The organism is Tabrizicola flagellatus (assembly GCF_008271465.1).
GTDB lineage: Bacteria > Pseudomonadota > Alphaproteobacteria > Rhodobacterales > Rhodobacteraceae > Tabrizicola > Tabrizicola flagellata.
The window spans coordinates 119,876-146,275 of sequence record NZ_VMDU01000005.1 but is presented as its reverse complement, the minus strand read 5'-3'; the positions used below and the strand labels follow the sequence as shown (position 1 = coordinate 146,275).

At 67.8% G+C, this 26,400-nt stretch carries 24 protein-coding genes; 11 read left to right on the top strand and 13 right to left on the bottom strand.

Annotated features, from left to right (window positions below):
• Nucleotides 1–51: 51 nt before the first annotated feature.
• Nucleotides 52–1,401, top strand: a complete 1,350-nt coding sequence (locus tag FL625_RS09810; RefSeq protein WP_149588484.1) for an esterase-like activity of phytase family protein — start codon at nt 52–54, stop codon at nt 1,399–1,401.
• Nucleotides 1,402–1,452: 51 nt separating this feature from the next.
• On the opposite strand, the gene mgrA is transcribed toward FL625_RS09810, so the two are convergent.
• Complete coding sequence (gene mgrA, locus FL625_RS09805) at nt 1,453–2,478, bottom strand: L-glyceraldehyde 3-phosphate reductase (RefSeq protein WP_149588483.1); 1,026 nt, start codon at nt 2,476–2,478, stop codon at nt 1,453–1,455.
• Between the two features lie 98 nt (nt 2,479–2,576).
• Between mgrA and FL625_RS09800 the strand changes: the two genes are divergently transcribed.
• Nucleotides 2,577–3,419, top strand: coding sequence for a YihY/virulence factor BrkB family protein (locus FL625_RS09800; RefSeq protein ID WP_149588482.1), 843 nt, complete (start codon nt 2,577–2,579; stop codon nt 3,417–3,419).
• On the opposite strand, the gene FL625_RS09795 is transcribed toward FL625_RS09800, so the two are convergent.
• The 10 genes from FL625_RS09795 to FL625_RS09750 all read right to left on the bottom strand — a co-directional run bounded on the left by FL625_RS09795 (nt 3,411) and on the right by FL625_RS09750 (nt 15,840).
• Nucleotides 3,411–3,962, bottom strand: coding sequence for a DUF4202 domain-containing protein (locus FL625_RS09795; RefSeq protein WP_149588481.1), 552 nt, complete (start codon nt 3,960–3,962; stop codon nt 3,411–3,413). The genes FL625_RS09800 and FL625_RS09795 overlap by 9 nt on opposite strands.
• Nucleotides 3,963–4,022: 60 nt before the next feature.
• Nucleotides 4,023–5,687, bottom strand: coding sequence for a thiamine pyrophosphate-dependent enzyme (locus FL625_RS09790; protein ID WP_149588607.1), 1,665 nt, complete (start codon nt 5,685–5,687; stop codon nt 4,023–4,025).
• Between the two features lie 108 nt (nt 5,688–5,795).
• Nucleotides 5,796–6,827 (bottom strand): proline racemase family protein, encoded by a 1,032-nt coding sequence (locus FL625_RS09785; protein WP_149588480.1) that lies wholly within the window; start codon nt 6,825–6,827, stop codon nt 5,796–5,798.
• A 96-nt stretch (nt 6,828–6,923) separates the two neighbouring features.
• Entirely contained in the window at nt 6,924–8,591 is a 1,668-nt protein-coding gene (locus tag FL625_RS09780; RefSeq protein ID WP_149588479.1) for a glycoside hydrolase family 3 protein, read from the bottom strand.
• A complete protein-coding gene (gene xylA / locus FL625_RS09775) occupies nt 8,591–9,892 on the bottom strand; it encodes a xylose isomerase (RefSeq protein ID WP_149588478.1) in 1,302 nt (433 codons plus the stop codon). Before xylA ends, FL625_RS09780 begins: the two co-directional genes overlap by 1 nt.
• The gene (xylB, locus tag FL625_RS09770; RefSeq protein WP_149588477.1) at nt 9,889–11,328 is read right to left on the bottom strand and encodes a xylulokinase; all 1,440 of its coding nucleotides are present in this window, start codon (nt 11,326–11,328) and stop codon (nt 9,889–9,891) included. Before xylB ends, xylA begins: the two co-directional genes overlap by 4 nt.
• The gene (locus tag FL625_RS09765; protein ID WP_149588476.1) at nt 11,328–12,092 is read right to left on the bottom strand and encodes an ATP-binding cassette domain-containing protein; all 765 of its coding nucleotides are present in this window, start codon (nt 12,090–12,092) and stop codon (nt 11,328–11,330) included. The genes xylB and FL625_RS09765 overlap by 1 nt, the downstream gene beginning before the upstream one ends.
• Nucleotides 12,093–12,105: 13 nt before the next feature.
• Nucleotides 12,106–13,497, bottom strand: coding sequence for a sugar ABC transporter permease (locus tag FL625_RS09760; RefSeq protein WP_149588475.1), 1,392 nt, complete (start codon nt 13,495–13,497; stop codon nt 12,106–12,108).
• Between the two features lie 146 nt (nt 13,498–13,643).
• Nucleotides 13,644–14,669, bottom strand: a complete 1,026-nt coding sequence (locus FL625_RS09755) for a substrate-binding domain-containing protein (RefSeq protein WP_149588474.1) — start codon at nt 14,667–14,669, stop codon at nt 13,644–13,646.
• 145 nt (nt 14,670–14,814) lie between these two features.
• On the bottom strand, nt 14,815–15,840 hold the full coding sequence (locus FL625_RS09750; protein WP_149588473.1) for a substrate-binding domain-containing protein: 1,026 nt from the start codon (nt 15,838–15,840) through the stop codon (nt 14,815–14,817).
• Between the two features lie 214 nt (nt 15,841–16,054).
• Between FL625_RS09750 and FL625_RS09745 the strand changes: the two genes are divergently transcribed.
• Nucleotides 16,055–17,335: an ROK family transcriptional regulator gene (locus FL625_RS09745; protein ID WP_149588472.1), complete on the top strand. Its 1,281-nt coding sequence runs from the start codon at nt 16,055–16,057 to the stop codon at nt 17,333–17,335.
• A gap of 4 nt (nt 17,336–17,339) precedes the next feature.
• On the opposite strand, the gene FL625_RS09740 is transcribed toward FL625_RS09745, so the two are convergent.
• Nucleotides 17,340–18,185: an SDR family oxidoreductase gene (locus FL625_RS09740; protein ID WP_149588471.1), complete on the bottom strand. Its 846-nt coding sequence runs from the start codon at nt 18,183–18,185 to the stop codon at nt 17,340–17,342.
• A gap of 90 nt (nt 18,186–18,275) precedes the next feature.
• Here FL625_RS09740 and FL625_RS09735 point away from each other — a divergent pair, with 90 nt between their 5' ends.
• The 4 genes from FL625_RS09735 (at nt 18,276) to FL625_RS09720 (ending at nt 21,353) form a co-directional block, all read left to right on the top strand.
• Nucleotides 18,276–18,911, top strand: coding sequence for a class I SAM-dependent DNA methyltransferase (locus tag FL625_RS09735; RefSeq protein ID WP_149588470.1), 636 nt, complete (start codon nt 18,276–18,278; stop codon nt 18,909–18,911).
• Between the two features lie 79 nt (nt 18,912–18,990).
• Complete coding sequence (locus tag FL625_RS09730; protein ID WP_149588469.1) at nt 18,991–20,469, top strand: AMP nucleosidase; 1,479 nt, start codon at nt 18,991–18,993, stop codon at nt 20,467–20,469.
• Nucleotides 20,470–20,634: 165 nt separating this feature from the next.
• A complete protein-coding gene (locus FL625_RS09725) occupies nt 20,635–20,922 on the top strand; it encodes an HU family DNA-binding protein (RefSeq protein WP_149588468.1) in 288 nt (95 codons plus the stop codon).
• A 71-nt stretch (nt 20,923–20,993) separates the two neighbouring features.
• Nucleotides 20,994–21,353 carry a VOC family protein gene (locus tag FL625_RS09720; RefSeq protein ID WP_149588467.1) on the top strand — a complete coding sequence of 120 codons (360 nt, stop codon included), beginning with the start codon at nt 20,994–20,996 and terminating at the stop codon, nt 21,351–21,353.
• Nucleotides 21,354–21,405: 52 nt separating this feature from the next.
• Here the strand turns inward: FL625_RS09720 and FL625_RS09715 are convergent, their stop codons facing one another.
• The gene (locus FL625_RS09715; RefSeq protein WP_149588466.1) at nt 21,406–22,017 is read right to left on the bottom strand and encodes a glutathione S-transferase family protein; all 612 of its coding nucleotides are present in this window, start codon (nt 22,015–22,017) and stop codon (nt 21,406–21,408) included.
• A 69-nt stretch (nt 22,018–22,086) separates the two neighbouring features.
• On the opposite strand from FL625_RS09715, the gene FL625_RS09710 reads away from it, so the two are divergent.
• Genes FL625_RS09710 through FL625_RS09695 form a run of 4 tightly spaced genes read left to right on the top strand, consistent with a single transcriptional unit; the run spans nt 22,087 to nt 26,376 of the window.
• Complete coding sequence (locus FL625_RS09710) at nt 22,087–22,791, top strand: helix-turn-helix transcriptional regulator (protein WP_149588465.1); 705 nt, start codon at nt 22,087–22,089, stop codon at nt 22,789–22,791.
• Nucleotides 22,792–22,843: 52 nt separating this feature from the next.
• On the top strand, nt 22,844–23,758 hold the full coding sequence (locus FL625_RS09705; RefSeq protein WP_149588464.1) for a glycosyltransferase family protein: 915 nt from the start codon (nt 22,844–22,846) through the stop codon (nt 23,756–23,758).
• An 18-nt stretch (nt 23,759–23,776) separates the two neighbouring features.
• Nucleotides 23,777–24,589, top strand: a complete 813-nt coding sequence (locus tag FL625_RS09700; protein WP_235019370.1) for a hypothetical protein — start codon at nt 23,777–23,779, stop codon at nt 24,587–24,589.
• Nucleotides 24,586–26,376 carry a glycosyltransferase family 2 protein gene (locus tag FL625_RS09695; RefSeq protein ID WP_149588463.1) on the top strand — a complete coding sequence of 597 codons (1,791 nt, stop codon included), beginning with the start codon at nt 24,586–24,588 and terminating at the stop codon, nt 26,374–26,376. The genes FL625_RS09700 and FL625_RS09695 overlap by 4 nt, the downstream gene beginning before the upstream one ends.
• Nucleotides 26,377–26,400: the final 24 nt, after the last annotated feature.

Sequence of the window (26,400 nt, the reverse complement as noted above, 5' to 3'; positions counted from 1 at the left end):
GTGCCGGCTTTGCTACCGAGGCAAGGTCCACCCGACAATGGAGACCTTGCCATGCAATCCAGGTTCCTTCTGTTCTGCACCGCCCTGTCCGGCCTGGCCCTGCCGGCCGCCGCCGAGACGGTGTTCCCGTCGAAACTCGCCGGCCATGCGCTGGTGCCGGCGGCGAGCTACATCCCCGCCCCCGCCGATGCGCCGAAGGATGCGCAGGTGTCGGGCAAGTTCACCGGCGCCGCCCCGGTGAGGGAGCCGGGGACCGTCCCGGGCGACACCGGCGCCAGCCACGGCAAGCGGCCGACCGGCATCAGCCTGCCGTTCCAGGGCCAGCCCCTGCAGGGCTTTTCCGGCTTTGCGATGAACCTGACCGAGGACGGCAGCATCCTGACGCTGACCGACAACGGCTTCGGCTCCAAGGCGAACAGCCCCGATGCGCTCTTGTTCTTCCACCGCGTCGCGCCGGACTGGGCCTCGGGCGAGGTCGCGGTGCGCGAGACGGTCTTCCTGCGCGACCCCGAGTTCAAGGTGCCCTTCCGCATCGCCTATGAGGGATCGGAGAGCCGCTATCTGACCGGGGCCGATTTCGACCTTGAAAGCATCCAGCTTGTGAACGGCGAGGTCTGGATCGGCGACGAGTTCGGGCCCTACATCATCCGCGCGGGGCTGGATGGCGTGGTGCGCGAGGTCTATCCGACGATGATGGATGGCACGGTGCTAAAGGGACCCGATACCACCGGCATCAGCGCGGTTTCGGTCATGGGCAAGGACTGGACGGTGCAACGGTCGGGCGGCTACGAGGGGATGGCGCTGCAACCGGGCTCGGGCCTCTTGTGGGCGATGTTCGAGAAGCCGCTTCTGAACGCCGAGGGCAAGCCCGAGGGTGACTACCTGCGCGCGCTGGCCTTCGATCCGGCCAAGGGCGAATGGACCGGGGCGGGCTTCAAGTTCGCGCTCTCCGAAGGTGCGACGGCGATCGGCGATTTCAACTTCATCGACGAGACTCGTGCCCTGGTAATCGAGCGTGACAACGGCGAGGGCGTTCCGGCGCTGAAATGCGCGGGCGATCCGAAGCCCGACTGCTTCCCCGCCCCGGCGATGGTGAAGAACGTGGTGCTGATAGACACGGCGCAGATCGACGCGGACGGTTTCGCCAAGCGGCTGGGCCATGTCGATCTGATGAACATCGCCGACCCGGACGGCAAGGCGCGTCTGGAAACCGCGGGCGGCGAGGCAGGGGTCTTCACCCTGCCCTTCTTCACCATCGAGGACGTGATGAAGGCCGACGATACCCATATCGTCGTGGCGGTGGACAACAACCTGCCGTTCTCCTCGGGTCGCGCGCTGGACAAGGCCGCGGACAACGAGTTCGTCCTTCTGGAAGTGCCGGAGCTTCTGGCGGCGAAGTAGGCCACGGGCGGGCCCCAAGATTTTTCGACGAAAAATCTTGGGGTTGCGCGGTCATCCCTCGGAGGATCTGGCCCAGAGGTTGATGTCCTTCTCCTCGGAGATGGCGTCGATCCGGGCCAGTTCCTCGGCGGTGAAGTCCAGGTTCTCCAGCGCGCCCACGCAGTCCGTGACCTGCTCGGGCCTCGAGGCGCCGATCAGCGCGCTGGTGATCCCGCCGCCCCGCAAGACCCAGGCGATGGCCATCTGCGCCAGCGTCTGCCCGCGCGCTGCGGCCATGTCGTTCAGCTTGCGCACCGAGGCCAGCGCCTTTTCCACCACGGCGGGGTCGAGCGACTTGCCCTGCGTCGCCCGGCTGCCAGCGGGGATCCCGTTCAGATACTTGTTGGTCAGGATGCCCTGCGCCAGCGGCACGAAGGCGATGGAGCCGACGCCCAGTTCCTTAAGCGTGTCCTTCAGCCCGTCGGTTTCCACCCAGCGGTTCAGGATGTTGTAGCTGGGCTGGTGGATGAGGAGCGGCGTGCCGAGGTCCTTCAGGATCGCCACCGCCTCGCGCGTGCGCTGGGAGTTGTAGCTGGAGATGCCGATGTACTGCGCCCGACCCGACCGGACGATGTGGTCGAGCGCGCCCATGGTTTCCTCGAGCGGCGTGTCGGGGTCGAAGCGGTGGGAATAGAAGATGTCCACATAGTCGAGGCCCATCCGCTTCAGCGACTGGTCGCAGGAAGCGATCACATACTTCCGGCTGCCCCATTCGCCATAGGGGCCGTCCCACATCAGGTAGCCGGCCTTGGAGGAGATGATCAGCTCGTCCCGGTGGGAACGGAAGTCGGTGCGCAGGAGTTCCCCGAAGGCTTCCTCGGCGCTGCCGGGCGGGGGGCCGTAGTTGTTGGCGAGGTCGAAATGCGTGATGCCGAGGTCGAAGGCGGTGCGGCAGATCGCCTGTTTCGTGGCGTGCGGCGTGTCGTGGCCGAAGTTGTGCCAGAGGCCGAGGCTGATCGCCGGCAGCTTCAGCCCCGAGGCGCCGCAGCGGTTGTAGATCATCCGGCCGTAACGGTCGGGGTTAGGAACATAGCTCATGGGGGCCCTCCTGTTGGCGCTATCATGCGTCGGGGCACGGGCGGCTGCAAGTTGCGCCGGACGTTGCGCCGGGACACGATCTTGTGGAAGCTGGCGGCATGACGGGGCTGAGGCAGGCATGGGATTTCGTCGCGGCGGTCTGGCTGCGGGTCGGCGACGGGCATTTCGGCCTGATTGCCGCCGGCGTGGCCTTCTTCGCCATGTTCGCAGTCTTTCCGGGCCTGGCCGCCGCCGTCGCGGTCTGGGGCATGTTCGCCGATCCCGGGGTGATCCGGGGCTATCTGGAGGTGGCCGAACGCTTTCTGCCGCCCGAGGCGGGCCAGCTGATCCACGATCAGGTGATGGGCCTGATCACCGCGCCGCGGTCGGCGCTGCAATGGACCACGATCCTGTCGCTGCTGATCGCGCTCTACTCGGCGCGGGCGGGGGTGTCGGCGCTGGTGCAGGGGCTGGACGTGGTGCACCGCTCGCGCCCGAGGGGCTGGCTACGCGGCTGGGCGGTGGACTTCCTCTTGACCGGCGCGCTGATCGGGGCGCTGTTCATCGCGCTGGTGACGGTCGTCGTCGTGCCGATCCTCTTGAGCTATGTCACCTTCGGCACCTTCGAAGCCTGGCTGACCAAGGTGCTGCCCTGGGGGGCGATGTTCCTCCTGGTCGTCACCTGCCTGTCGATCCTTTACCGTTTCGGCCCGAACGTGCCGGGCGGGTTCCGCTCGCCCTGGATCAGCGTCGGCGTGCTGGTGGCGGCGCTGGCCTGGGCCGGAGTCTCGATCGGGTTCTCGGTCTATCTGGCGAACTTCAACAGCTACAACGCGATCTACGGCTCGATCGGGGCGGTCATCATCCTGATGATGTGGCTGTATCTGAGCGTCTGGGCGGTGCTGCTGGGCGGGGCGATCAATGCCGAACTGGACGAGCGGATGCGGCGCCGGTCAGGCTGAACGGACGGCATCGGCCAGCAGGGGCGGCAGGGCGAATTCCGCAAGCGCGCGGGTGCGGGCGGCATCCGACATCTTGCGCGCGGTCTTCCGAACGATGTCGAGGACCGAGGCCTCGTCCCGCCCGGCGGCAAAATCCGCGAAATACCAGCGCAGGAAGACGAAGCAGATCACGTCCTCGAGCATCTGCACTTCCGCGTCGCGTTTCAGCCCCTCTTTCCGCAGAAGCACTCCCACGCGGTCGCAGTCGGCGGGGTCGTATCCCGCCTCGGCCATGATCCCGGCCACGCGGAGCGCATGGCGGCGGGCCTGTTCGCGGCGCCAGGCGAGATAGCCCGCCTTGCCTTCGGGATAGTCCGAGCGGGGCAGGAGCCAGCGTTCGACATGCTGCCCGCGCGCGGCGATCTGGAGGACCTCGGAGGCATCGGGGGCGAGGCGGGCGAGTTCCGCGCTCATCCGCTCGCCATAGGGCAGGGCATCGCCCTTGGGGTCGGCGGCATTGGCGGCGTCGATCAGGGCAAGGGCGCGGTGCAGGCGGTCGGTCATGGTGGTTCCCCGGTCGCGGTCATCGGGGCGCAGTCTCGCCCCGGCGGCGGCCGAGCGCAACTACTGCGGGGCTTGCCGGGCCTGGGCGGCGGCGCGCATCTGCGAGAGCGTCTGGCGCGGGGTCAGCGCCTCGGCCGAGATGTTCAGGTCGAGGACCGCGCCGCCGGGCGAGGCCAGCGCCCGGGCGAAGGCGGCGGGGAAGTCATCGGTGCGTTCGACCCGTTCGGCGTGGAAGCCGTAGGCGCGGGCGAGCGCGGGGAAATCTGGGTTCACCAGGTCAGTGGCCGAGACGCGGGCGGGGTAGGTCCGTTCCTGGTGCGCGCGGATCGTGCCGTAGGTGCCGTTGTTCAGGATCAGGACGATGGGCTGGGCGCCGGCCTGGAGGGCGGTGCCAAGCTCCTGGCAGGTCATCTGGAAATCGCCGTCGCCGGCGAAGCAGACCACGGTGCGGTCGGGATGGGCGACCTTGGCGGCGATGGCGGCGGGCAGGCCATAGCCCATCGCGCCCGACTGCGGGGCCAGGAGGCGCGCCTTCGGGCCGAAGCGGAAGAACTTGTTCGGCCAGGCGGTGAAGTTGCCCGCCCCGTTGGTCAGGATCGCATCCTCGGGCAGCACAGCGCGCAGATGCGCCGTCACCGCGCCCATATCCACCGGCGAAGGCTGGGGCGGCAGGTCGAAGGTCGCCTCGTACTCCGCCCGCGCGCGGCGGCGCCAGTCGGCCCAGGCGCCGCTGACCGGGGTCAGGGCGGCGGCGAAGGCGTTGGGGCCGGCGGGGATGCCGAGGGTGGGGATGTAGATCTTGCCGATCTCGGCCACCGAGGCGTGGACATGGATGATCTTCTGCCGTGGGACGGGCACCTGGAACAGGGTGTAGCCTTCTGTCGAGATCTCGCCAAAGCGGGTGTTCAGCGCGAGCACGACGTCGGCCTCGGCCAGGGTCCGGCGCACCCCGGCGGCAAGGCCGAGGCCCAGATCGCCCGCGTAACAGGGCGAGTGGTTGTCGAACATGTCCTGGTAGCGCAGCGCCGCGATCACGGGGATGTCGGAGGTCTCGGCGAAGGCCTTGAGCGCGGTCTTTCCGGCCTCGGTCCAGTTGCAGCCGCCCAGAAGGATCGCGGGGCGCGCCGCCGAGGCGAGGAGCGCCAGCGCCTCGGCCAGGGCGGCGGGGTCGGGGGCGGGTTCGGCGATGCGGGCCGGGCCGGTGAGCGGCGCGGCCGAGGCGGGGCCGGAGAGCATGTCCTCGGGCAGGGCGATGACGATGGGGCCGGGGCGGCCGGTGGTGGCGGTGATCCAGGCGCGAGAGAGGATTTCCGGGATGCGGTCGGCCTGGTCGATCTCGACCGCCCATTTCGCCATGGTGCCGAAGACGGCGCGGTAGTCGAGTTCCTGGAAGGCCTCGCGCCCGCGCATGTCGGTTCCGACCTGGCCGACGAAGACGAGCATCGGCGCGGAATCCTGCATGGCGGTATGGATGCCGATGGCGGCATTGGTCGCGCCGGGCCCGCGGGTGACGAAGCAGAGCCCCGGCTGCCCGGTCAGCTTGCCCCAGGCCGCCGCCATGAAGGCCGCGCCCCCCTCGTTGCGGCAGAGGATGAAGTCGAGCCTGCCCCGCGTGTCGTGCAGCGCGTCCAGCACCGCCAGATAGCTTTCCCCCGGCACGCCGAAGCCCTTCGCGGCCCCGAGCGCCACCAGACAGTCCACCAGAAGCCGCCCGCCGTTCATCATGCCGTCGTCCAATCCTGCCGATGCGCCGCTGTTGCACGGCGCCCCGGCGGCAGGAAGCCCCGAAATGGGGCCAGAGACAAGGGAGAGCCTTGCCCCGCCCGGCCGGTGTCAGAGAATCTCGTCCACATGCGGGCCCCAGGTGTCGGACAGGGCAAAGCCGCGCGGGAAGGGGTCGGTGGGGTCGAGACCCAGTTGCGAGATGCCGTAGATCCAGGCCCGCCCCGTGACCCGGGGCAGCACGGCGGGGCGGTTGCCGACGGTGGTTTCGCCCAGCATCTCGACCCGGAAGCGCGAGCCGATGATCGACTCGCTGGTCAGGCTGTCCCCGGTCTTCACCAGCCCCCGGGCTTGCATCGCGGCGAGATTGGCCGACGAGCCCGTGCCGCAGGGCGAGCGGTCCACCCTGCCCGGCTTCAGCACGGTGCAGGTCTGGACCAGGTCCCCGCGGATGTCGCGGAACATGACGTAGGAGAACTGGTTGATCTGCGGCCGTTCGGGATGCGCGACCGGCACCTTCGCCGCAAGCTCGGTCAGGATCGCGGTGCCGGCCCGCATCAGCGCGTGGGCGTTCTGCGGCGCGATCGTCAGGCCGAGCTGGCCCACGTCGATCAGCCCGTAGAAGCAGCCGCCATAGGCCACATCCAGCTTGATCCGGCCGAAATCGGAGGTCTCAAGCACCAGATCCAGATCCTGCACGAAGGAGGGCGAGGTCTCGATCGCGGCCGAGGTCACCTTGCCGTCCTGGCAGGCGGCGGTGACCGTCACGAGGCCCGCGGCGGTGTCGAGGCGCACCGTCGTCTCGGGCTCCCGCATCGCCAGCATGCCGGTTTCCAAGAGCGCCGTGACCACGCAGATCGCGTTCGACCCCGACATCGGATGCGCCTTGTCCGGTTGCAGCACGATGAAGCCCGCATCCGCGTCCGGCCGTGTGGGCGGCAGCACCAGGTTCACCGTCATCTGGGCAAAGCCGCGCGGCTCGAAGCAGACCAGCCGGCGCAGGCTGTCGTCCACGCGGTTCAGATGCACCAGCTTGTCCAGCATGGTCGCCCCCGGCACATCCAGCGTGGTCGAGGTGATGACCTTGCCGATCTCGCCCTCGCAATGCACGTCCACGACCTGCAATGTCTTCTTCCAGCGCATCGCGGCCTCGTCCCCTTGGCAGGCACCATTTCATGCCGACTTGATGTAGGCACGATTTGTCGCCAGACGACAAGCGATTTCTGACCTTGCGGCAGATCAGAACCGCGCGTCGGGCAGGTTGCAGAAGGGATCGACCGGGTTCGTCCCATGGAAGGGCTTGCGCCCCAGCAGGCAGTCGAGCGTGGCGCGCTGCATCGTGTCCATCGTGGCATAGGCATTGACCACGCAGGGCATCCTGGGGGCGTCGTAGAGGTAGTAGGGATAGCCGAAGGAGATCAGCGCGGTCGGCACCTCATGCCAGTGCCGCTGCATGGCGCCGAACATGCCGCCCGTCAGGCGGTTCCAGTCGAGGAAGATGCGGCCCCGGGTCAGGAGCGTTTCCTCGCCCATCAGGAACAGCACCAGGTCGAAGTCGCGCTGGTCGGTGCGGTCTCCGGGCCGATGTTCTGTCACCTCGAAGCCCTCGGCGCGCAGGAGGTTGGGGAAGATCATCGCCTGGCCTTCGCCGTGCAAGGGTGTGACGATGCCGGTCGAATAGACCAGCACCCGGCGGTGGCGGTCGGGCGAGAGGGGCAGGATGCCCTGCACGTCCTTGACCAGCGTGGGCGCGCGGGCGGTCACCTCTTCGGCGATGCGGGCATTGGCGGGGTTGAAGAGCCGGGCGCGGTCGGCCGGATCGCGACCCGTCCGGTGCAGCCCCAGCGCCGCCTTCAGGCCGAGGATGCGGATCAGCGCCTCGTCGAGCCGTGCGAGGGTCAGGCGGCCATCGTCCAGCGCCGTCTCGATGCGGGCGATGTCGGCCTCGGGTTCGTCCGAGAAAAGGATCACGTCGCAGCCCGAGGAGACGACCTCTGGCAGCATATCGTCCCGATGCGCCCAGGCGCCGAAACCGGCCATGGGTGTGGCGTCCGAGACGATGACGCCGTTGAACCCCAACTCGCCGCGCAGGAGCGTCTGGTTGAGCAAGGGCGAGACCGAGGCGGGGCGGCAGGCCTCGATCCCGGCATCGGGGTCATGGGCCAGGACATAGGCGGGAAAGGCGATATGGGCGGACATGACCGCCATGACGCCCGCCTCGATCGCCGCGCGGTAGAGCGCGCCGTGGGTGGCGCGCCAGTCCTCGACCGACAGCGGGTTGATCGTGGTGACGAGGTGCTGGTCGCGGTCGTCGTGGCCCTCGCCCGGCCAGTGCTTGGCGGTGGCCGCGACGCCCTGGGCCTGAAGCCCGCCGATATGGGCCAGCGCATGGGCGCGGATGCGGGCGGGGTCGGAGCCCAGGCCGCGGGTCGCCACGATGGGCGAGCGGAACAGTGCGTTGATGTCGAGGACCGGGGTGAAGGACCAGTTGACCCCGGCCGCCCGCGCCTCTTCGGCCATGATCCGGGCGATGGTGGCCGAGGCCTGCACATCGTCCACCGCCGCCAGCGCCAGCGGATTCGGCACCTCGGTACCGAAGGGCAGGCTCATCCGGCTGCCTTCGAGGTCGGCACTGACGAGGTAGGGGATTGGGGCCGCGGCGCGGAGCGCGTCGAGCGTGTCGAGTTCGGCCTTCGCATCGGGGCCGAAGAACTTGGTGATCCCGGCGGGGGCGAGGGCGGTGATCCGCTCCACCACCTCGGGCCCCGTGCCGAAGCAGATGTGGACGAAGAGCTGGCGGACCTTCGCCGCGCGGTCCATGGCGCCGAGGGTGGACCGCACCCAGTCGCGCCCGGTTTCGTCAAGGTTGAACGGCCGGGCGGACAGGATGCGGTCGATGGCGTCCATCAGAGGTAGCGGTTCCAGAGGTTCTCCAGCCGCTCCTGCCGGCCCGACCTCGGTTCGGGTTCGAGCTTCTCGGCGATGACGCGGGCGGCGGCGTCCTCGAGGCTGCCTTTCAGCATGGCCTGGGCGGCCGGCGTTTCCCAGCCCGCATAACGGGCCTTGCGGGCGGCCTCGAGCTCTCCGCTTTCCAGAAGGGCGGCGGCGCATTTCAGCGCGCGGGCGCAGGTGTCCATGCCGCCGACATGGGCGAGGATCAGGTCCTCGGGATCCAGCGACTGGCGGCGGATCTTGGCGTCGAAGTTGGTGCCGCCGGTGGTGTAGCCGCCCGCGCGCAGGATCTCGTAGAAGGCCAGGGCCTTTTCCGCATGGTTGTTCGGGAACTGGTCGGTGTCCCAGCCGGACTGGTAGTCGTTCCGGTTCATGTCGATCGAGCCGAAGATGCCAAGGGCCGCCGCCAGCGCGATCTCGTGTTCGAAGCTGTGGCCGGCAAGGATCGCGTGGCCCTGTTCGATGTTGACCTTGACCTCTTTCTCCAGTCCGAACTCCACGAGGAAGCCATAGACCGTGGCCACGTCGTAATCGTACTGGTGCTTCGAGGGTTCCTGCGGCTTCGGCTCGATCAGGATCGTGCCCTTGAAGCCGATCTTGTGCTTGTATTCGACGACCTGCTGCAGGAAGCGCCCGGCGTGCTGGCGTTCCGCCTTGAGGTCGGTGTTCAAGAGCGTCTCATAGCCCTCGCGCCCGCCCCAGAGGACGTAGTTCTGCCCGCCGAGGCGATGCGTCACGTCCATGTTGGCCTTCACCGTGGCGGCGGCATAGGCATAGACATCCGGGTCGGGGTTCGTCGCCGCGCCGGCCATCCAGCGGCGGTGGCTGAAGAGGTTCGCCGTGCCCCAGAGGAGCTTGGCCTTGTGCTTCGTCTGCTTCTCGCCCAGGTAGTCGGCGATCGCGTTCAGGTTCTTCAGGCTTTCGGCGAATGTCGCGCCTTCGGGGCGCACGTCGGCGTCGTGGAAGCAGTAGAAGGGCTGGCCGAGGATGTCGAACATCTCGAAAGCTACGTCGGCCTTGAGCTTCGCCAGCTCCATCGTCTCGCCGAACCAGGGGCGCTGGAAGGTCTGCCCGCCGAACGGGTCGCCGCCCGGCCAGGCGAAGCTGTGCCACCAGGCCACGGCAAAGCGCAGGTGGTCCTCCATCCGCTTGCCGAGGATCACCTCGTCCGGGTTGTAGTGCCGGAAGGCGAATTCGTTGGTGGAGGCGGGGCCCTCGTACCTGATGGCGGGGATGCCTTTGAAGAAGTCGGTCATGTCAGATCCTTGATGGCAGATTGGGCGGCGCGGAACCGTGCGTGGCCCGCGTCAAAGGCGTCCTTGAGGGAAGGATCGGGGTCGATCACCCGGGCGATCTGCGGCAGGGTGGCGATCTCGGCCCCCGCGCCCGTCGCGGCCATGAGGCCGAGGCGCGCGGCCCCGAAGGCGCCGCCGAAATCGCCCGCCACGGGCAGTTGCACCGGGCAGTCCAGCGCGGTGGCGATCAGCTTCAGCCAGTAGTCCGACCGCGACCCGCCGCCCACCGCCAGCAGGTGCTCCAGCCGCGTGCCGGTCGCGGCCAGCGCGTCGCGGCTGTCGCGGATGGCGAAGGTCACGCCTTCCAGCACCGCGCGGGTGGCGGCCTGGCGATCGGTGGCATGTTCGAGCCCGGTGAAGGCCCCGCGCACCGAGGCCGAGTTCAGGGGCGTCCGTTCGCCGCCGAGATAGGGCAGGAAGATCGTCTTGCCGGGGGCCTTCAGCTCGCCGAGTTCGCCGGTCAGTTTCGCCGCCTCGGTGCCGATCAGCCGGGCATACCAGTTCAGCGCATCGGTCGCGGCGAGGATCACGCCCATCTGGTGCCAGGTGTCAGGCAGGGCGTGGCAGAAGGTATGCACCGCCGTTGCCGGGTCGGGCTGGTAGCCGTCGTTCGCGGCGAAGAGCACACCCGAAGTGCCGAGCGAGACGAAGGCCTCGCCCGCGCGAACGACGCCCACCCCTACGCCCGAGGCCGCGTTGTCGCCGCCGCCGCCGGCCACGACCACGCCCCTGGGCAGGCCCCAGCGGTCGGCCAGCGCCTCGCGCAGGGAGCCCGAGACCTGGCTGCCCTCGACCAGCCGGGGCATCTGCGCACGGGAAAGGCCCGTGGCGGCCAGCAGGTCGTCCGACCAGTCGCGCCTGCCGGTATCGAGCCAGCTGGTGCCGGCGGCATCCGACATCTCGCCCACATGCTCGCCGGTCAGCCAGAGGCGCAGGTAATCCTTCGGCAGAAGGACCTTGGCCACCCTGTCCCAGACCTGAGGTTCGTGCCGGCGGACCCAGACGAGCTTGGGCGCGGTGAAGCCGGGAAAGACGATGTTCCCGGTCAGCCGGCGGAACTGCGGATCCGCGTCCAGCGCGGCGGCCTCGGCATGGCTGCGCGTGTCGTTCCACAGGATGCAGGGCCGCAGCACCTCGTCCGCCGCATCCAGCAGCGTCGCCCCGTGCATGTGGCCGGACAGGCCGATCCCCCGGACCTTGGCCAGCGACCGCTGCGCGGCGAGCCGGTCGAAGACAGTCTCGGCCGCCGAGATCCAGTCCGAGGGCAACTGCTCGCTCCACCCCTCGGCGGGGCGCTGGACGGTCAGGGGGGCGGTGGCCTCGGCGAGCACCGTCTGATCCTCGCCGATCAGGATGCCCTTGAGCCCCGAGGTGCCGAGATCGAGCCCGATATACATCACGCGGCCAGGTGCTGGGGCTTCTTGCCCAGGATGATCATGCCCAGGATGTCGTCGTCGGTGACCTCGTTCACGTTCACCGTGCCGACCAGCTGGCCGTTCTTCATCACGCTGGCGCGGTCGCAGAGCTTCATCACGTTGTGGATGTCATGCTCGATCAGGAAGATGCCGAGGCCCTGCGCCTTCAGTTCCTGGATCAGTTCGGCGACCATCTGGGTCTCGTGCGGGCCCAGAGCGGCGGTCGGTTCGTCCATGATCAGGATCCTGGCGTTGAAATAGACCGCCCGGGCGATGGCGACCGACTGGCGCTGACCGCCCGACAGGGCGCTGACCGGGACGTTGAACTTGCGGAAGTTCGGGTTCAGCCGGCCCATGATCTTGCGCGTCTCGGCCTCCATCTTCGATTCGTCCACGAAGCCGAAGGCGTTCACCAGCTCGCGCCCGAGGAAGAGGTTCGAGGCGGCGTCCAGGTTGTCGGCGAGCGCAAGGGTCTGGTAGATCGTCTCGATGTTCAGCGCGCGGGCATCGCGGGGGTCGTTGATCTCCACCTCCTTGCCGTTGATGAAGATCTGGCCTGAGTCCTTCTTGTAGGCGCCCGAGAGGCACTTGATCAGCGTGGACTTGCCCGCGCCGTTGTGGCCCAGAAGGCCCACGACCTCGCCGGGGTAAAGGTCGATCGTGACGTGATCCACGGCCTTGATCCCGCCGAAGGCGATCGAGATGTCGCGCAGTTCGACAAGCGGGGTTCCGGTTCTGTCTACCATGCTAGGGGCCCCTTCACTTGATGCGTTTGCGGTAAACGATGTCGAGATACACGGCGAGGACGAGCGCGATGCCGATCACGATGCGCTGGTAGGATCCGTCGCCGAAGCCGATCAGCACCATGCCGGTCTGCAGGCTGGTCAGGATCAGCGCGCCGATGATCGCACCGTAGATCGTCCCGACGCCGCCCGCCAGCGAGGTGCCGCCGACCACGGCCGCGGCGATGACGTAAAGCTCGTCGAGGTTGCCCATGGCGTTGGTGGCGCTGTTCTGGCGCGCGGCGCCGATCACGGCGGCGATGCCGGCCAGCGCCCCCATGAGCGTGAAGATCTTCACGATCATCGCCCGGGTGTTGATGCCCGACAGGGACGCCGCCTCGGGGTTGCCGCCGATGGCAAAGACATAACGGCCAAAGCGGGTGCGGGTCATCAGGATGGTCATGGCGAAGGCCACGGCGATCATGATCAGCACCGGATAGGCGAAGCCATGGCCGAAGCTGGCGCAGACATCGGTGTAGATGTTGCCGCCCCGTTCGGCGCAGGCCGGAATCTCCTGGCCCAGGGCCTGGTAGTATTTCTGGATGTTGCCGGTCGGCCAGATGTAGGAATTCACGATGGCCGTCGCGCCAAGGATCACCGCGCAAACGAGGCCGATCACGAAGGTCTCGGCCCAGACCGGGCGCAGGGCGAAGCCGTGGCGCTGGCGCGACCGGCGGCCGTTCAGGAAGGCCCAGACGACGAAGACGCAGGCGATGGCGGCAAAGATCCAGCTGCCGGTCTTGCCCAGCGCCCCGAAGGAGCCGCCACCGATCAGCGAGAAGCGGTCGTCGAGCGGCGCGATGGTCTTGCCGCCGGCGACGAGGAAGGCCGCGCCGCGCCAGACCAGAAGGCCGCCCAGGGTGACGATGAAGGACGGGATACCGAGGAAGGCGATCAGCGTGCCCTGGAAGGCGCCGATCAGCGCGCCCATGGCGATGCCGAAGAGGACGGTGATGATCCAGATCGACGGATGGCCGAGGCCCAGCGCCGGCGTCAGGTATTCCACCTGCAGAAGGCCCATGTACATGCCCACCATACCCATGATCGAGCCCACCGACAGGTCGATGTTGCGGGTGATGATGACCAGCACCATGCCGCAGGCCATGATCCCGATATAGGCGGTCTGGACCGACAGGTTCCACAGGTTGCGCGGCGTCAGGAAACCGTTCGCCTCGGCCTGGCTGGCACCCAGAAGCATCGAGGGGCGGCCGAGGACGAAGGTCGAATAGGCCTCGAAGGCCAGCCAGATCAGCAGAAGCGCGCCGACCATGCCCAGCAGGCGCGGGTCGATTTCCGTGGCGCGCAGGAAGCGGGTGAATCCGCCCTCGTTCGGCGCATGGGATGCAGGGGAATGAGGTGTGTCGGTCATGTCCGTCCAGCCTGAGAGGGGATGGGGCTGTGCCGGTGCCGTGCGCCGCGATGCGCGTCATCGGGCTCCGAGGACGGAGCGACGGACCAGCCAGGAGAAAGGGGTCGGCGCCGCCCCCTCGGGACGGCGCCGGAGATCAGGCCAGATTACTGGCAGGCAGCCACGTCGGGCATCGCGCCTTCGCAGGCCTGTTCCTTGGTGATGTGGCCAGCCTCGATCGCCAGACCGATGGTCTCCTTGGTGATCGGGGTCGGGGTCAGCAGAATGGCGTTCATCTCGACGCCCTTCTCGCCGCCCGAGAACTTGGTCGCGCCCGGGATAGCGTCCAGCGCCGCGCCGTCGGCCAGCGCCGAGGCGATCTCGCCGGCGGCCTTGCCCAGCTGGCGGGCGTCCTTCCAGACCGAGACGGTCTGGGTGCCGCGCGCTACGCGGTTGATCGCGGCGAGGTCGCCGTCCTGGCCACCCAGCGGAACGTTCAGGCCTTGCGCGGCCAGCGCAGCCGCCACACCGCCCGCCATGCCGTCGTTCTGCGCCAGCACGGCGTCGATGGCGTTGTTGTTGGCGGTCAGGATCTGCTCCATGTTCTTCTGGGCGTTCTCCGGCTTCCAGCCGTCCGAGTTCGCTTCGCCGACGATCTTGATGTCGCCCGAGGCAACGGCCGCGCCGATGACCTCTTCCATGCCCTGGCGCAGGAAGCCGACGTTCGGGTCGCCCGGGTCGCCCTTGATGATGGCATAGTTCCCCTTCGGCACCAGCTTGAACACCTCTTCCGCGATGATGCGGCCGACGCCGACGTTGTCGAAGGTCAGGTAGAAGGTGCGGTTGTCCTCGATCAGGCGGTCATAGCCGACGACCGGGATCCCTTCTGCCGCGGCCTTCTCGATGGCCGGCCCGATGGCGTCCTTGTCCCAGGCGTTGATGACCAGAGCATCCACGCCCTGCGCGATCAGCGCGTCGATGTCCGACAGCTGCTTTTCGGCCGAGGACTGGGCGTCGGCCGAGACATACTCGTTGCCGGCGGCTTCGATCGCGGCCTTCATCGCGGCTTCGTCGATCTTCCAGCGCTCTTCCTGGAACTGTGCCCAGGAAACACCGATCTTCTTGCCTTCGGCGAGAGCTGCCGACGAGAAACCGGTCACCGCCAGAACGGCGGCGAGAATTGCGGTACGCATATGTATCCTCCCTATGGATCGGCCTCTAAGGGCCGGTCCGGCAGATTCGCCGGAACAGGGCGGAAGATGCCGCCAATAATTTCAGTTGTCAAAAAATAAAACGCCGGCCCGCGACGGGGCCGGCACTGGACGTATCCCCCAAGGCTCAGCGGCAGGCGGCGACCGTGGGCAGGGCGTTCTTGCAGACATCCGCCTTGGTGACGTGATCCGCGTCGATGACGACGTCGAGCGTCTCGGCCGTGATCGGGGTCGGGTTCAGCATGATGGACCAGACCGGAACGCCCCTTTCGCCCCCCGAGAACTGCCGCGCGTCGGGAATCAGGTTCATCGGCGTGCCTTCTGCCAGCTGGACGGCGATGCGGCCGGCCTGCTTGGCAAGGTCGAAGTTGTTCTTCCAGACCGACACCGTCTGCGTGCCCATGGCAACCCGGTTCAGCGCCGCCGGGTCACAGTCCTGGCCACCGATCGGAACCGTGAGGCCCGCCGCCGTCAGCGCCTCGATCGCGCCGCCGGCCATGCCGTCGTTCTGCGCCAGCACGGCATCGACCTGATTGCCGGTCTCGGCCAGGACCTTTTCCATGATCGCCTTGGCGTTCTCGGGCCGCCAGCCGTCGGCATTCGCCTCGCCGACGATCCTGATCTGCCCGCTGGCAACGGCCGCGCCGATCACCTCTTCCATGCCCTGCCGCAGGAAGCCGGTGTTGGCATCGCCGGGGTCGCCCTTGATGATCACATAATTGCCCGTGGGGGCCGCCTGCTTGACGATCGCGGCGATGATCCGCCCGACGCCCACGTTGTCGAAGGTGATGTAGAAGACCTTGTCGTGCTCGATCAGGCGGTCATAGGCGATCATCGGTATGCCGGCCGCCGCGGCACGTTCCACGCCGCTCATGATCTCGTCCTTGTCCACGGGCTGGATCACAAGGGCATCGACGCCGTCCGCGATCATCTTCTCGATGTCCTGCAACTGCTTGGCCGCCGATCCGCCGGCATCGACCGGGATGTACGTGTTGCCGCTGCGTTCGATGACCGAGCGCATCGCGGTCACGTCCCAGCGCCAGCGCGGCTGGGACAGATCGCCCCAGGCCACCCCGATCTTCTTGCCCTCGGCGAGGGCGACCGAAGTCAGGGCCATCACGGCAAGGGCTGCAACCCACAACAGTTTGCGCATCAATACCTCCCCAAGATTGCACGCTCTGCAGACCCATTGCCCTAAAGGTTGAGCAAAGGCCAAGGCCAAACTCGCATATCAATTTCAGTTGTCAAAATTATTCTGCTGGTCAAAGCTTGCGGCAGGGCGGAAATGGTGGAAGTCCGGCCATTCTGCGGCAAGCCTGCCTCGATGCGCAGCAGAATCGGCGGCTTTTGCTTCGGGAGGCGAAGGAATGTTGGCCAAGGCGACGCATGCCGCCGCGACAGAGCCGCGCAAGGGCGTGGGTCCCCTGATCCCGCCCCTGACCGAAAGCCAGCGCCCGCTGCGCCAGCAGGTCTTCGAGTTGGTGCGCGCCGCGGGTCTGATTCCGCGGGTGCAGCTGGCCAAGGACCTGGGCGTGAGCCCGGCCAGCGTGACCACGATCTCGTCGGAACTGATCGAGGCGGGCCTGATCGAGGAGGTCGCGGTGCCGCGCGGCGGCGAGGCCGGGCGCGGGCGGCCTGCCGTCTTTCTGGGGGTCAAGGCAGGCGCGCATCTGGTCGCGGGGATGAAGCTGTCGGACCGCGAGCATACCGCCGTCGTCGTCGATTTCGCCGGCAAGCTGATCGCCGACGAGGCGATCCCGCGCCGGCCCGGCCCGATGCAGCTGGGCGAGCTTCTGGACACGATCGAGGCGCTGCTGGACCGGGTCTGTGCCAAGGCGAAGGTCTCGCGGTCCGAACTTTCGGGTGTCGGAATCGGAATCCCGGGTTTTGTCGATTGTGCCGACGGGGTGGCGCTGTGGTCCTCGGTTCTGGTCGAACGCGCGGTGCCGGTTGCCCAGGCAGCGAGCGCGCGGCTGGGGATCCCGGTGCAGGTGGACAACGACGCGAACCTGGTGGCCCTGGCCGAGCTGTGGTTCGGCGCCGGGCGCAGCCTGTCGGATTTCGCGGTGGTCACCATCGAGCACGGGGTCGGCATGGGCTTCGTGATGAACCACCGGATCTATCGCGGCGCGCAGCGGCTGGGGATGGAGCTGGGCCATACCAAGGTGCATCTCGACGGCGCCCTGTGCCGCTGCGGCCAGCGCGGCTGTCTGGAGGCCTATGTCGCCGACTATGCCCTGGCGCGCGAGGCGACGACGGCGCTGAACTGGGGCCACAAGGAGAGCCAGCCGATCAACGTGCTCTTGGAAAGCCTCTACGACCATGCCAAGGCCGGCAATGCCACGGCGAAGTCGATCTTCCGCCGCGCGGGGCGCTATCTGGCGGTCGGGCTGTCGAACGTGGTCAACCTCTTCGACCCGGCGTTGATCATCCTGTCGGGCGAGCGGATGCGCTATGACTATCTCTATGCCGCCGAGACCCTGGCCGAGATGGACAACCTGGCGATCAACACCGGCCGCCCGCGCCCGCCGATCGAGATCCATGCTTGGGGCGACCTCCTTTGGGCGCATGGCGCAGCGGCGCTGGCGCTGTCGGCAGTGACCGAGGCGATCCTGGCCAACCAGTCGCGCGATCTGGCGGCGGAATAGGTCGTCAGCCGCCCTCTTCGGCCAGAAGCGCAGCGAGGCCTTCGGGGTAGTCGGGGTAGAGCAGCCGCACGCCCAGCTCTTCCTTGATCCGGTCGTTCCGCACCCGCTTCGATTCGCTGTAGAAGCCGAGCGCCATCGGGGTCATCGTCGGGGCAACCTCCTCGAAGGGCACGGCGGGCGGTTCGGGCAGGCCCAGAAGCCGTGCTGCGTAGGCGATCACGTCCTGCGGCGGACAGGGATTGTCGTCGCAGACATTGTAGGCCGCGCCCGGGTTCGGACGGCGGATCGAGGCTTCCAGCACCTGGGCGATGTCATCGACATGTATGCGGCCGAAGACCTGCCCCGGCTTGATGATCCGCCGCGCGGTGCCGTCGCGGACCTTCTCGAACGGCCCGCGGCCGGGGCCGTAGATGCCGGCAAGGCGGAAGATGTGGACCGGCAGGCCCGTCTCCAGCCATTGCCGTTCGGCCACCACGCGCTGCCGGCCCCGGTCGGACTGGGGGGTGAGTGGCGTCGTCTCGTCCACCCAGCCGCCCGCATGGTCGCCATAGACCCCGGTGGTGGACAGGTAGCCGACCCAGACCGCCTTGGACTGGGCAATCTGTGGTGCCGCGCGCAGGAAGGGGTCGCCCTGGGCATCCGGGGCGGCCGAGCAAAGGATATGCGTCGCCTTGGCCAGCGCGGGGCCGAGGTCGCCGGGCCAGAGCAGGGGCTCGACCCCTTCGGCGCGCAGCGCCTCGGCCTTGGCGGGATTGCGGGTGGTGCCGATGACGCGCCAGCCCTGCGGGATCAGGCGGCGGGCAAGGGCGCGGGCGGAATAGCCGTGGCCAAGGGAGAGGAGCGTGGACATGGCCGCGACTATCGCGGGGCGGGCGGAGGGCTGCAAGGGCTTGCGGCAGGGGCCGGGGCGATCCAATCTGGCGGGCAGGGGAGGAAGGCGATGGATCAGGGGCTGAAGGGGGCGCTGGGCCTGACCGGGCCGGAGGCATGCCTTGCCTATTACCGCGACTGGGCGGCCAACTACGACTCCGGCTTCGCGGCCGAGATGGAATACATGCTTCCCGCCCATGTCGCGGCGGCCTTCATGGGCACCGGGGCGGGCGGGCCGGTGCTGGACGTGGGCGCGGGCACCGGGCTTCTGGCCGAAGCCCTGCGCGGCATGGGGTTCCGTGGCCCGATCGACGCGGTGGATTTCTCGGCCGAGATGCTGGAGCGCGCGGCTGAGAAGCGGATCTACGACCACCTGATCCGGGCCGACATCACCCGGCCCCTTGATCTGCCGCGGCGCCATGCGGGGATCGTCAGTTCCGGCACCTTCACCGCCGGCCATGTCGGGCCCGAGGCGTTTCCGCATCTGCTGGCCGTCGCCCTGCCGGGGGCGCAGTTCGCCCTGTCGATCAACCGCCGGGTCTGGACCGATCGCGGCTTCGACCGCGCGCTGGAGGATCTGTCCGCCGCCCGGCGCATCGCCGACCTGCAACTGATCGAGGTCGAGATCTACGGCGCCGCTGCCGCGCGGATCGACGCCGATCATGCCGCCGACCGTGCGTTGATCGCGCTGTTCCGCGCCGGCTGAGCGCGACCGTCACAATGGCTTCACTTGCGGACCTGCCCGGCTTTCGGCTTATATGCCGGATCAATCGCAGGACCCCGGAATGCAAGACGACCTGAACAGCGCGATCCTTACCCCCGACGCCCCGCCGATGGAAAGTTTCACCAATGCCGCAGCGGCGGTGGACCGGCTGGAGGCACTGTACACCCAGGCCACCCGGTTCCTGTCGGACCAGTTCCTGCGCACCGTGTCCAAGGGACATCCCGGCCGCCGCGTCCGCGCCTATTACCCCGAGATCCGCCTGACGGTCGCCAGCTTCGACAAGGTGGATACCCGTCTGGCCTTCGGCCATGTCTCGGCCCCCGGGACCTATGCCACCACGATCACGCGGCCGGATCTCTTCCGAAACTACCTGATCCAGCAGATCGAGCTTCTGATCCGCAACCACGGCGTCACGGTCGAGGTCGGCCTGTCGGACACGCCCATGCCGGTGCATTTCGCCGTTTCCGGTACCGAAGTCGCGATTCCGCAGGAAGGGGTGATGGACTTCTCCTTGCGCGACGTGTTCGACGTGCCGGACCTGGTGACCACGAACGACGACATCGTGAACGGGGTGATGACGCGCTATGACGACGGTTCGGCCCCGCTGGCCCCGTTCACCGCGCAGCGGGTGGACTACAGCCTGGCGCGCCTGTCGCATTACACGGCGACCGACCCGACGCATTTCCAGAACCACGTCCTGTTCACCAACTACCAGTTCTATGTGGACGAGTTCGAAGCCTATGCCCGCGCGGCGCTCGGTGATCCGGCCTCGGGCTATACGGCCTTCGTCGCGACCGGAAACCAGGTGATCACCACGCCGGACGGGGTGATCGAGACCCCGTCCAAGATGCCGCAGATGCCGACCTATCACCTGAAAAGGCCGGACGGGAACGGGATCACCCTGGTCAACATCGGGGTCGGGCCGTCGAACGCCAAGACCGCGACCGACCATATCGCGGTGCTGCGCCCGCATGCCTGGCTGATGGTCGGCCACTGCGCGGGGCTGCGCAACAGCCAGAGCCTGGGCGACTTCGTTCTCGCCCATGCCTATCTGCGCGAGGACCATGTGCTTGACGACGACCTGCCGGTATGGGTGCCGATCCCGGCGCTGGCGGAAATCCAGATCGCGCTGGAGAAGGCGGTGGCCGAGGTCACGCAGCTGGAGGGCTACGAGCTGAAGCGCATCATGCGCACCGGCACCGTCGCCACCATCGACAACCGCAACTGGGAGCTGCGCGACCAGTCCGGCCCCGTCCGCCGCCTGTCGCAGTCGCGCGCCGTGGCGCTGGACATGGAAAGCGCCACCATCGCGGCGAACGGGTTCCGGTTCCGGGTGCCCTACGGCACGCTGCTCTGCGTCAGCGACAAGCCGCTGCATGGCGAGCTGAAGCTGCCCGGCATGGCGTCCGAGTTCTACAAGACCCAGGTCAGCCGGCATCTCCAGATCGGCATCCGAGCGATGGAGCGCCTGCGCGAGACACCGATCGAGCGGCTGCACAGCCGGAAACTGCGCAGTTTCGAGGAAACGGCCTTCCTCTAGACGGCGAAAAAACCGTCAATACCCCTTGTTTCGTGCTTCGGGGCTTGATTTCGGACCTCAAACCGTGTGTCTGGGCCGTGGCCCCGCAACCGGGGGTGGACGCCCGTGTTTTGCGGGCCGAACCGTGCATATGACACGAAGCGAATAACAACGAAGGATGATCAAATGTCCAAACCGATGACCAAGACCCAGCTGGTGGCCGCCGTCGCCGAAGCCATGGGCGGCGACAAGAAAACCGCGAATGCGGCTCTGGATGCCATCGCGGCGGTCGTGTCGCGGGAAGTCGCTGCCGGCGGCACCGTGACGCTGCCGGGCCTCGGCAAGGTGGCCTGCAAGGCCCGCCCCGAGCGTCAGGTCCGCAACCCCGCCACGGGCGAGACCATGACCAAGCCGGCCGACAAGCAGGTCAAGTTCGCCATCGCCAAGGCGCTGAAGGACGTGGTCAACGGCTGATCCTTCCCGCGACAGCGGAAATGTGAGAGGGTCTCCCGTGGGGCGACCCTTTTGCATTGCGGGAGGCGGGCATGGGCAAGGTCACCGGCATCGGCGGCATCTTCTTCCGCGCCCGCGATCCCGAGGCGCTGAACGCCTGGTATCAGGATCATCTCGGCATCACCCAGCCCGATGTGGCGGTCTGGATGCAGGAGGCGGGTCCGACGGTCCTTTCGCCCTTCAGTTACGACACCGACTATTTCGCCGCCGACCGGCAATGGATGCTGAACCTGCGCGTCGATGATCTGCCCGCGCTCATCGCCCGGTTGCAGGCCGCGGGGATCGCGGTGGAGACGCGGGCCGACTGGGACGGCGACGGCAGCTACGGCACCTTCGCCCGAATCCACGACCCCGAGGGCACGCCGATCGAACTGTGGCAGCCGCCGGGGTGAGGACGCCCAAAATTCTTCGTCGAAGAATTTTGGGCCTTGCGCCTGGGCGCCGTCAGGCGGCCTGCATCCTGCTTGCATCGCGGTCCAGCACCCGCGCCCGCGCCGGCCGCGCAAGGCAGCGGTCGATCCAGTCGCGCAGCACCGGGTCCGCGGGCGTCGCCTCGGGGAACCAGGCATAGGGCGCATGCAGAAGCAGGTCCGCCGCCGAATAATGCTCGCCCAGGATCCACGGCCCCTTGTCCAGCGCCGCCCGGAGACGGGCAACCGCGGTCTGGTGATCCCGCACCGCCGCGGTCAGCCAGGGATGCGAGACGCCCGCGGCCTCCATGATGAAGGTCGGTTCCAGCACGCCCTGATACCAGGCCAGCCACATCGCGAACACGCCCCATTCGGGCGTCCCCACCGCCGGGGCCATTCCGCTGTCGGGGAAGAGGCTGGTCAGGTGCAGGATGATCGCGGCGCGTTCGGTGATGACATGGCCGTCATGCACGAGGACCGGCACCTTGCCCTCGGGATGCGGATTGGCCGGGTCGCGCCCGCCCGAGCCGTCCATGCGCGGGATCGTCACCTCGCGGATCTCCACCCAGTCCTGGATGCCCATCTCCTCGATCAGGGCGACGATGGCCGAGGACCGGCTGTGCGGGGAATGGAACAGGGTCAGCATCTTTCTCTCCTTTGCTGGCTGATGCCTCCGGTATAGGCTTCGCCTCCTGTCAGAACCTGTCAGTAGTCCATGCCCAAGTCCGACCGCCTGTTCCGCCTGCTGGATGCCTTCCGGATGCTGCCGCAGCCCGTCACCGCCGCCCGGCTGGCCGAGGAGACGGGCGTGTCCGAGCGCACGCTCTACCGCGACATCGGCGCCTTGCGGGCGGCGGGGGCGCTGATCGACGGCGCGGCCGGGGCGGGCTATACGCTGACCGAGGACCCGGCGCTGCTGCCGCAGATGTTCACCCGGCTGGAGGTCGAGGCGCTGGTCCTCGGCCTGGCCGAAGTGACCATGGCGGGCGATCCGGCGCTGGCGCGGGCCGCCGCCCAGGCCCAGGCCAAGATCATCGCCACCCTGCCCGACCGGGTGCAGCGCCAGGCGATCCACGCGGTGACCCAGACCTACCGTTTCGACCGCCGCGCCCCCCTGCCGCCGCACATGCAGACCCTGCGCGAGGCCGCCTGGGAGGAGCGCGCGCTGGACATCGCCTACCGCGACCTCTCCGGCGCGGTGACAGAACGGCGGATCTGGCCCTTGGGCACCGTGTTCCTCGACCGCGAGGTGCAGTGCCTGGCCTTCTGCTGCCTGCGCCAGGATTTCCGTCGCTTCAAGGTGCAGCAGATGGACCGGGTCGCCCTGACCGACGAAAGCTTCCGTCCCCGCCGCGTGCCGCTGCTGCGCGACTTCATCGCGCGCCTGCGGGTCGAGGGGCGCCGCAGCCCCCCGGCTTGAAAGCCCGCGAATCCGCGTGATACCGTCCGCCCCGCAGGTCCAGGAAAGCCAGATGTCCGACGCCCCCGCCACGCTCGATCCGACCAAGAAGCCGGCCGGGGCCATGACCATGGTCTACAAGGACTATTACTTCCTGCGCCGCTGGGTCGATTACTATGGCCGGCAGTTCGGGCGGGAACATCTCTACATCCTGTCGCACGGCGGCGATCCCGAACATGACCGCATCTGCGAGGGCGCCAATGTCATCCGCCTGCCGCGCGACCCGACCCTGTGGCGGATGGAACGGCGGCGCTGGTCGATCAACAGCCAGTTCTCGGCCGGGATGCTGCGCTATTACAACTGGTTCATCGTCAGCGACGTGGACGAGGTGGTGATCGTCGATCCCGCCGTGGCCCCCGACCTCGTCACCTACCTCGGCCGTTACACCCACCCCAGACGCACGCCGGCCTCGCTCTGCCCCTTCGGGATCGAGCTGGTCCACAACCCCGAGGCCGAGCCCGAGCCCCTGTCCGACGACGCCCCGATCCTGTCGCGTCGCAGGGTGTTCCGCGCCAATGCCAACTATGCCAAGCCCTGCGTGTTGCGGAAGGAAACCGGCTTTACCGTCGGCGGGCACGCGAACAGCCACCAGCCGCGCGTGCTGGACCCGCATCTCTACCTGATCCACCTGCGCTTCTTCGACTACGACATGGTCACGGAACGCCTCGCCGGCCGCAAGGACATGCGCGCGATCATGGCCGGAGACCGCGACCCGAAAGAGGTGGGCAAGGCCTGGGGCAAGGATCTGGAAACCTTCCTCAAGCTGTCCAAGGGCGTCGCCGAACGCGAGGACGCCGAGCTGCCCGAGTTCCGCAAGCGCATGATCGAGGAACAGCAGCACCTGCACGACGGCAAGATCACCTTCTTCGGCGGCGGGCGCACGAAGGCGCTCTACCGCCTGCCCGAACGTTTCGCCTCGGTCTTCTGACCGCCTGAAGGACAGCCCATGGACCTGAACCGCCGCCCCGTCGCATCGCTCTGGATTGGCGAAAGCCTGCACTACATCAACCAGCTCTGCCTGAAGTCGCATCTGGTGATGGGCCATCCGGTGACGCTGTATTGCACCGACAAGGTGCGCAACGTGCCCGAGGGGGTCGAGGTCCGCCCGGCCTCGGAAATCATGGAGATCGACCGCGCGATCGTTGCCGAGACCTCGGCCTCGTTCCTGTCCAACGTCTTCCGCTACAAGATGATCCAGAAGACCGGCGCGATCTGGATCGACTGCGACGCCTTCTGCCACCGCCCCTTCCCGGAAGGGCAGGAGCACATCTACGCCGGCCACGGTATGCGGGGCGCGCTGAACTGCGGCGTTGTGGCGATGCCGCAGACCGGGCGGCTGATCGAAAGCCTGCTCGACTATTACGACAACCTGCCCGACTACCCGGCCTGGTGGGGCAACAAGCAGCGCCGCAAGATGGACAAGCTCGATCGTTCGCTGCCGAAAGCCGTCCGCATCTATCACACCGAACGCACCGCCTTCGGCCCGCAGGCCTTCACCCATTTCGCGCAGGTCACGGGCGATATCGACAAGGCGATGACCGCCGACACGCTTTACCCCGTGCCCTTCCAGCTGAACGATGTCTTCTACGACCCCCATTCCAACGTGGAAGGCCATTTCACCGACGCCACCCTCTCGGTCCACATCTACACCAACGCGGCGCGGCCCTGGTGGCGCAAGAACCCGCCCTTGAAGGGCAGCTACATCGCGCGGATGTGCGAGAAGCTGGAAATCGACCCCTCCGCCGCCCTGGACGAATGAACTTCACCCGCCAGACCAGCCCGCATGGGTCGCTGGTGGCGCTGTCCACCATGAAGGACGAAGGCCCGACCGTGGTGGAATGGGTCGCGCATCACCTCGCGCTCGGCTTCACCGAGATCATGGTCTATACGAACGATTGTTCGGATGGCACCGACGACCTGTTGAAACGGCTCGAGGCGCTGGACATCGGCGTCCACCACCGCGACAACGTGATCCCCGAAGGAATGAAGCCGCATCCCTCGATGCTGAAGGCCGCGGCCGAGGAAGAGCTGATCATCAACTCCGACTGGCTTCTGGTGCTGGACGCCGACGAGTTCATGGTCATCAACCACCCCTCGGGCACGCTGGACGGGCTGGTGGCCGACCTGAACGCGATGAATGCCCAGGCCATGGTGCTGACCTGGCGCATCTTCGGCTCCTCGGGCATCCGCGACTGGTCGCGCGAGCCCATCACCGAACAGTTCACCCGCGCCGCGCCCGAGTTCTGGAACAAGGGCTGGGGCACCAAGACGCTGCTGAAGTTCGATCCGAAATACCTGCGACTGGGCATGCACCGCCCGATCATCAAGTCGCAGCACAAGGACACCGACTATCCCGAAAGCGTGCTGTGGGTGAACGGCTCGGGCCGCCCGCTGGAGGAATGGTTCAAATTCCGCGGCTGGCGGTCGATCCGCCGGACCGTGGGCTACGACTGGGGGCAGATCAACCACTATGCCATCAAGTCGATGGCCGCCTATTCCCTGCGCAAGTTCCGCGGCAACGCGAACCTGAAGAAGGACAAGTACAACGCCGACTACTGGTCGCTCCAGGACCGCAACGAGGTCGAGGACACCCGCATCTTCCGCCACCGCGCGCGCCGGGCCGAGATCATGGCCGCGCTGCTGTCCGATCCCGAGGTGCGCCGCCTGCACGAGGCCGCCCATGACCGGGCCGAGGCGCGGCTGGCCGAATACCGCCAGTCGCCCGATTACCTCGCTTATGTCGCCAATCTGGAAGCCGCCTCGAACGTGCCGATCAGCCAAGTCGTGGCCAAGCCGCCGAAACCCCGTGACCCCGAAGCGGTGAAGGCGGTCCAGACGAAACTGGAACAGCGCCGCAACGCCCAGCCGAAAGAGGTCCGCCGCACCCCGCCGCCGCCCGGCTGGGGCTCTCCCTTTGCCTCGCCCTATGTCTCGGGTTCGGCCGACCTCACGCAGGACATTCCGCTGGAGCTGGTGGAAAACCAGGGCCTGAAGCTCCCACTCGACCCCCGCGTCTTCACCGCCGCCGCGCTGGAGGTGATCAGGTCGGGAAAGTTCGACCGCCGCCATGCCCGCAACATCGCGGGATTTGTGAACGGTTGTTCCAGTCTCCTGGATCTGGATGCCGGCATCGGCTTTGTCGCGCTGCGCGCCCGGGCCGCCATGCCCGACCTGCGCATCACGATCCACGAGGAACGCCCCTCGCTCCTCCTCCTCTCGCGGCGCATCGCCGCGCTGAACTTTCCCGACACCGCGGGCCTTTCCTGGTCGCAGGCCACGCTGAACCCCGAAGGCATCTGGTCGGGCCTGCATCGCCTTCTGGCCGAGACCCGGCCCGAGGTCCTGCGCCTCTCCGGCCCGCTCCTGCCGCCCGAGGCGCTGCCCGAACCCGCCCTCGCAGGCCTGCGCCGCATCCTCATCCCCTTCCTCGACCCTTCCGAGGTCACCGCCGCGCGCGCGAAACTGACCCCCGCCCTCGCCGCCCTGGGCTTCGCCGAGGACGAGACCGGCGAACCGAACGGCACGCTGTTCCTGCGCCGCGACTGACCCCGGCCCCTGCTCTTGCCCTTT

Excerpts from the sequence above, each read along its gene's own strand:
- FL625_RS09725 (WP_149588468.1), top strand. The coding sequence starts at position 20,635 with ATGTCCAAACCGATGACCAAGACCCAGCTGGTGGCCGCCGTCGCCGAA.
- FL625_RS09740 (WP_149588471.1), bottom strand. The coding sequence starts at position 18,185 with ATGTCCACGCTCCTCTCCCTTGGCCACGGCTATTCCGCCCGCGCCCTT.
- FL625_RS09785 (WP_149588480.1), bottom strand. The coding sequence starts at position 6,827 with ATGCGCTGGAAGAAGACATTGCAGGTCGTGGACGTGCATTGCGAGGGC.
- FL625_RS09800 (WP_149588482.1), top strand. The coding sequence starts at position 2,577 with ATGACGGGGCTGAGGCAGGCATGGGATTTCGTCGCGGCGGTCTGGCTG.
- mgrA (WP_149588483.1), bottom strand. The coding sequence starts at position 2,478 with ATGAGCTATGTTCCTAACCCCGACCGTTACGGCCGGATGATCTACAAC.
- FL625_RS09780 (WP_149588479.1), bottom strand. The coding sequence starts at position 8,591 with ATGGACGCCATCGACCGCATCCTGTCCGCCCGGCCGTTCAACCTTGAC.
- FL625_RS09795 (WP_149588481.1), bottom strand. The coding sequence starts at position 3,962 with ATGACCGACCGCCTGCACCGCGCCCTTGCCCTGATCGACGCCGCCAAT.
- FL625_RS09730 (WP_149588469.1), top strand. The coding sequence starts at position 18,991 with ATGCAAGACGACCTGAACAGCGCGATCCTTACCCCCGACGCCCCGCCG.
- xylB (WP_149588477.1), bottom strand. The coding sequence starts at position 11,328 with ATGTATATCGGGCTCGATCTCGGCACCTCGGGGCTCAAGGGCATCCTG.
- FL625_RS09720 (WP_149588467.1), top strand. The coding sequence starts at position 20,994 with ATGGGCAAGGTCACCGGCATCGGCGGCATCTTCTTCCGCGCCCGCGAT.
- FL625_RS09705 (WP_149588464.1), top strand. The coding sequence starts at position 22,844 with ATGTCCGACGCCCCCGCCACGCTCGATCCGACCAAGAAGCCGGCCGGG.
- FL625_RS09765 (WP_149588476.1), bottom strand. The coding sequence starts at position 12,092 with ATGGTAGACAGAACCGGAACCCCGCTTGTCGAACTGCGCGACATCTCG.
- FL625_RS09810 (WP_149588484.1), top strand. The coding sequence starts at position 52 with ATGCAATCCAGGTTCCTTCTGTTCTGCACCGCCCTGTCCGGCCTGGCC.
- FL625_RS09750 (WP_149588473.1), bottom strand. The coding sequence starts at position 15,840 with ATGCGCAAACTGTTGTGGGTTGCAGCCCTTGCCGTGATGGCCCTGACT.
- FL625_RS09755 (WP_149588474.1), bottom strand. The coding sequence starts at position 14,669 with ATGCGTACCGCAATTCTCGCCGCCGTTCTGGCGGTGACCGGTTTCTCG.
- FL625_RS09790 (WP_149588607.1), bottom strand. The coding sequence starts at position 5,687 with ATGATGAACGGCGGGCGGCTTCTGGTGGACTGTCTGGTGGCGCTCGGG.
- FL625_RS09760 (WP_149588475.1), bottom strand. The coding sequence starts at position 13,497 with ATGACCGACACACCTCATTCCCCTGCATCCCATGCGCCGAACGAGGGC.
- FL625_RS09710 (WP_149588465.1), top strand. The coding sequence starts at position 22,087 with ATGCCCAAGTCCGACCGCCTGTTCCGCCTGCTGGATGCCTTCCGGATG.
- FL625_RS09735 (WP_149588470.1), top strand. The coding sequence starts at position 18,276 with ATGGATCAGGGGCTGAAGGGGGCGCTGGGCCTGACCGGGCCGGAGGCA.
- FL625_RS09700 (WP_235019370.1), top strand. The coding sequence starts at position 23,777 with ATGGACCTGAACCGCCGCCCCGTCGCATCGCTCTGGATTGGCGAAAGC.
- FL625_RS09745 (WP_149588472.1), top strand. The coding sequence starts at position 16,055 with ATGTTGGCCAAGGCGACGCATGCCGCCGCGACAGAGCCGCGCAAGGGC.
- FL625_RS09695 (WP_149588463.1), top strand. The coding sequence starts at position 24,586 with ATGAACTTCACCCGCCAGACCAGCCCGCATGGGTCGCTGGTGGCGCTG.
- xylA (WP_149588478.1), bottom strand. The coding sequence starts at position 9,892 with ATGACCGACTTCTTCAAAGGCATCCCCGCCATCAGGTACGAGGGCCCC.
- FL625_RS09715 (WP_149588466.1), bottom strand. The coding sequence starts at position 22,017 with ATGCTGACCCTGTTCCATTCCCCGCACAGCCGGTCCTCGGCCATCGTC.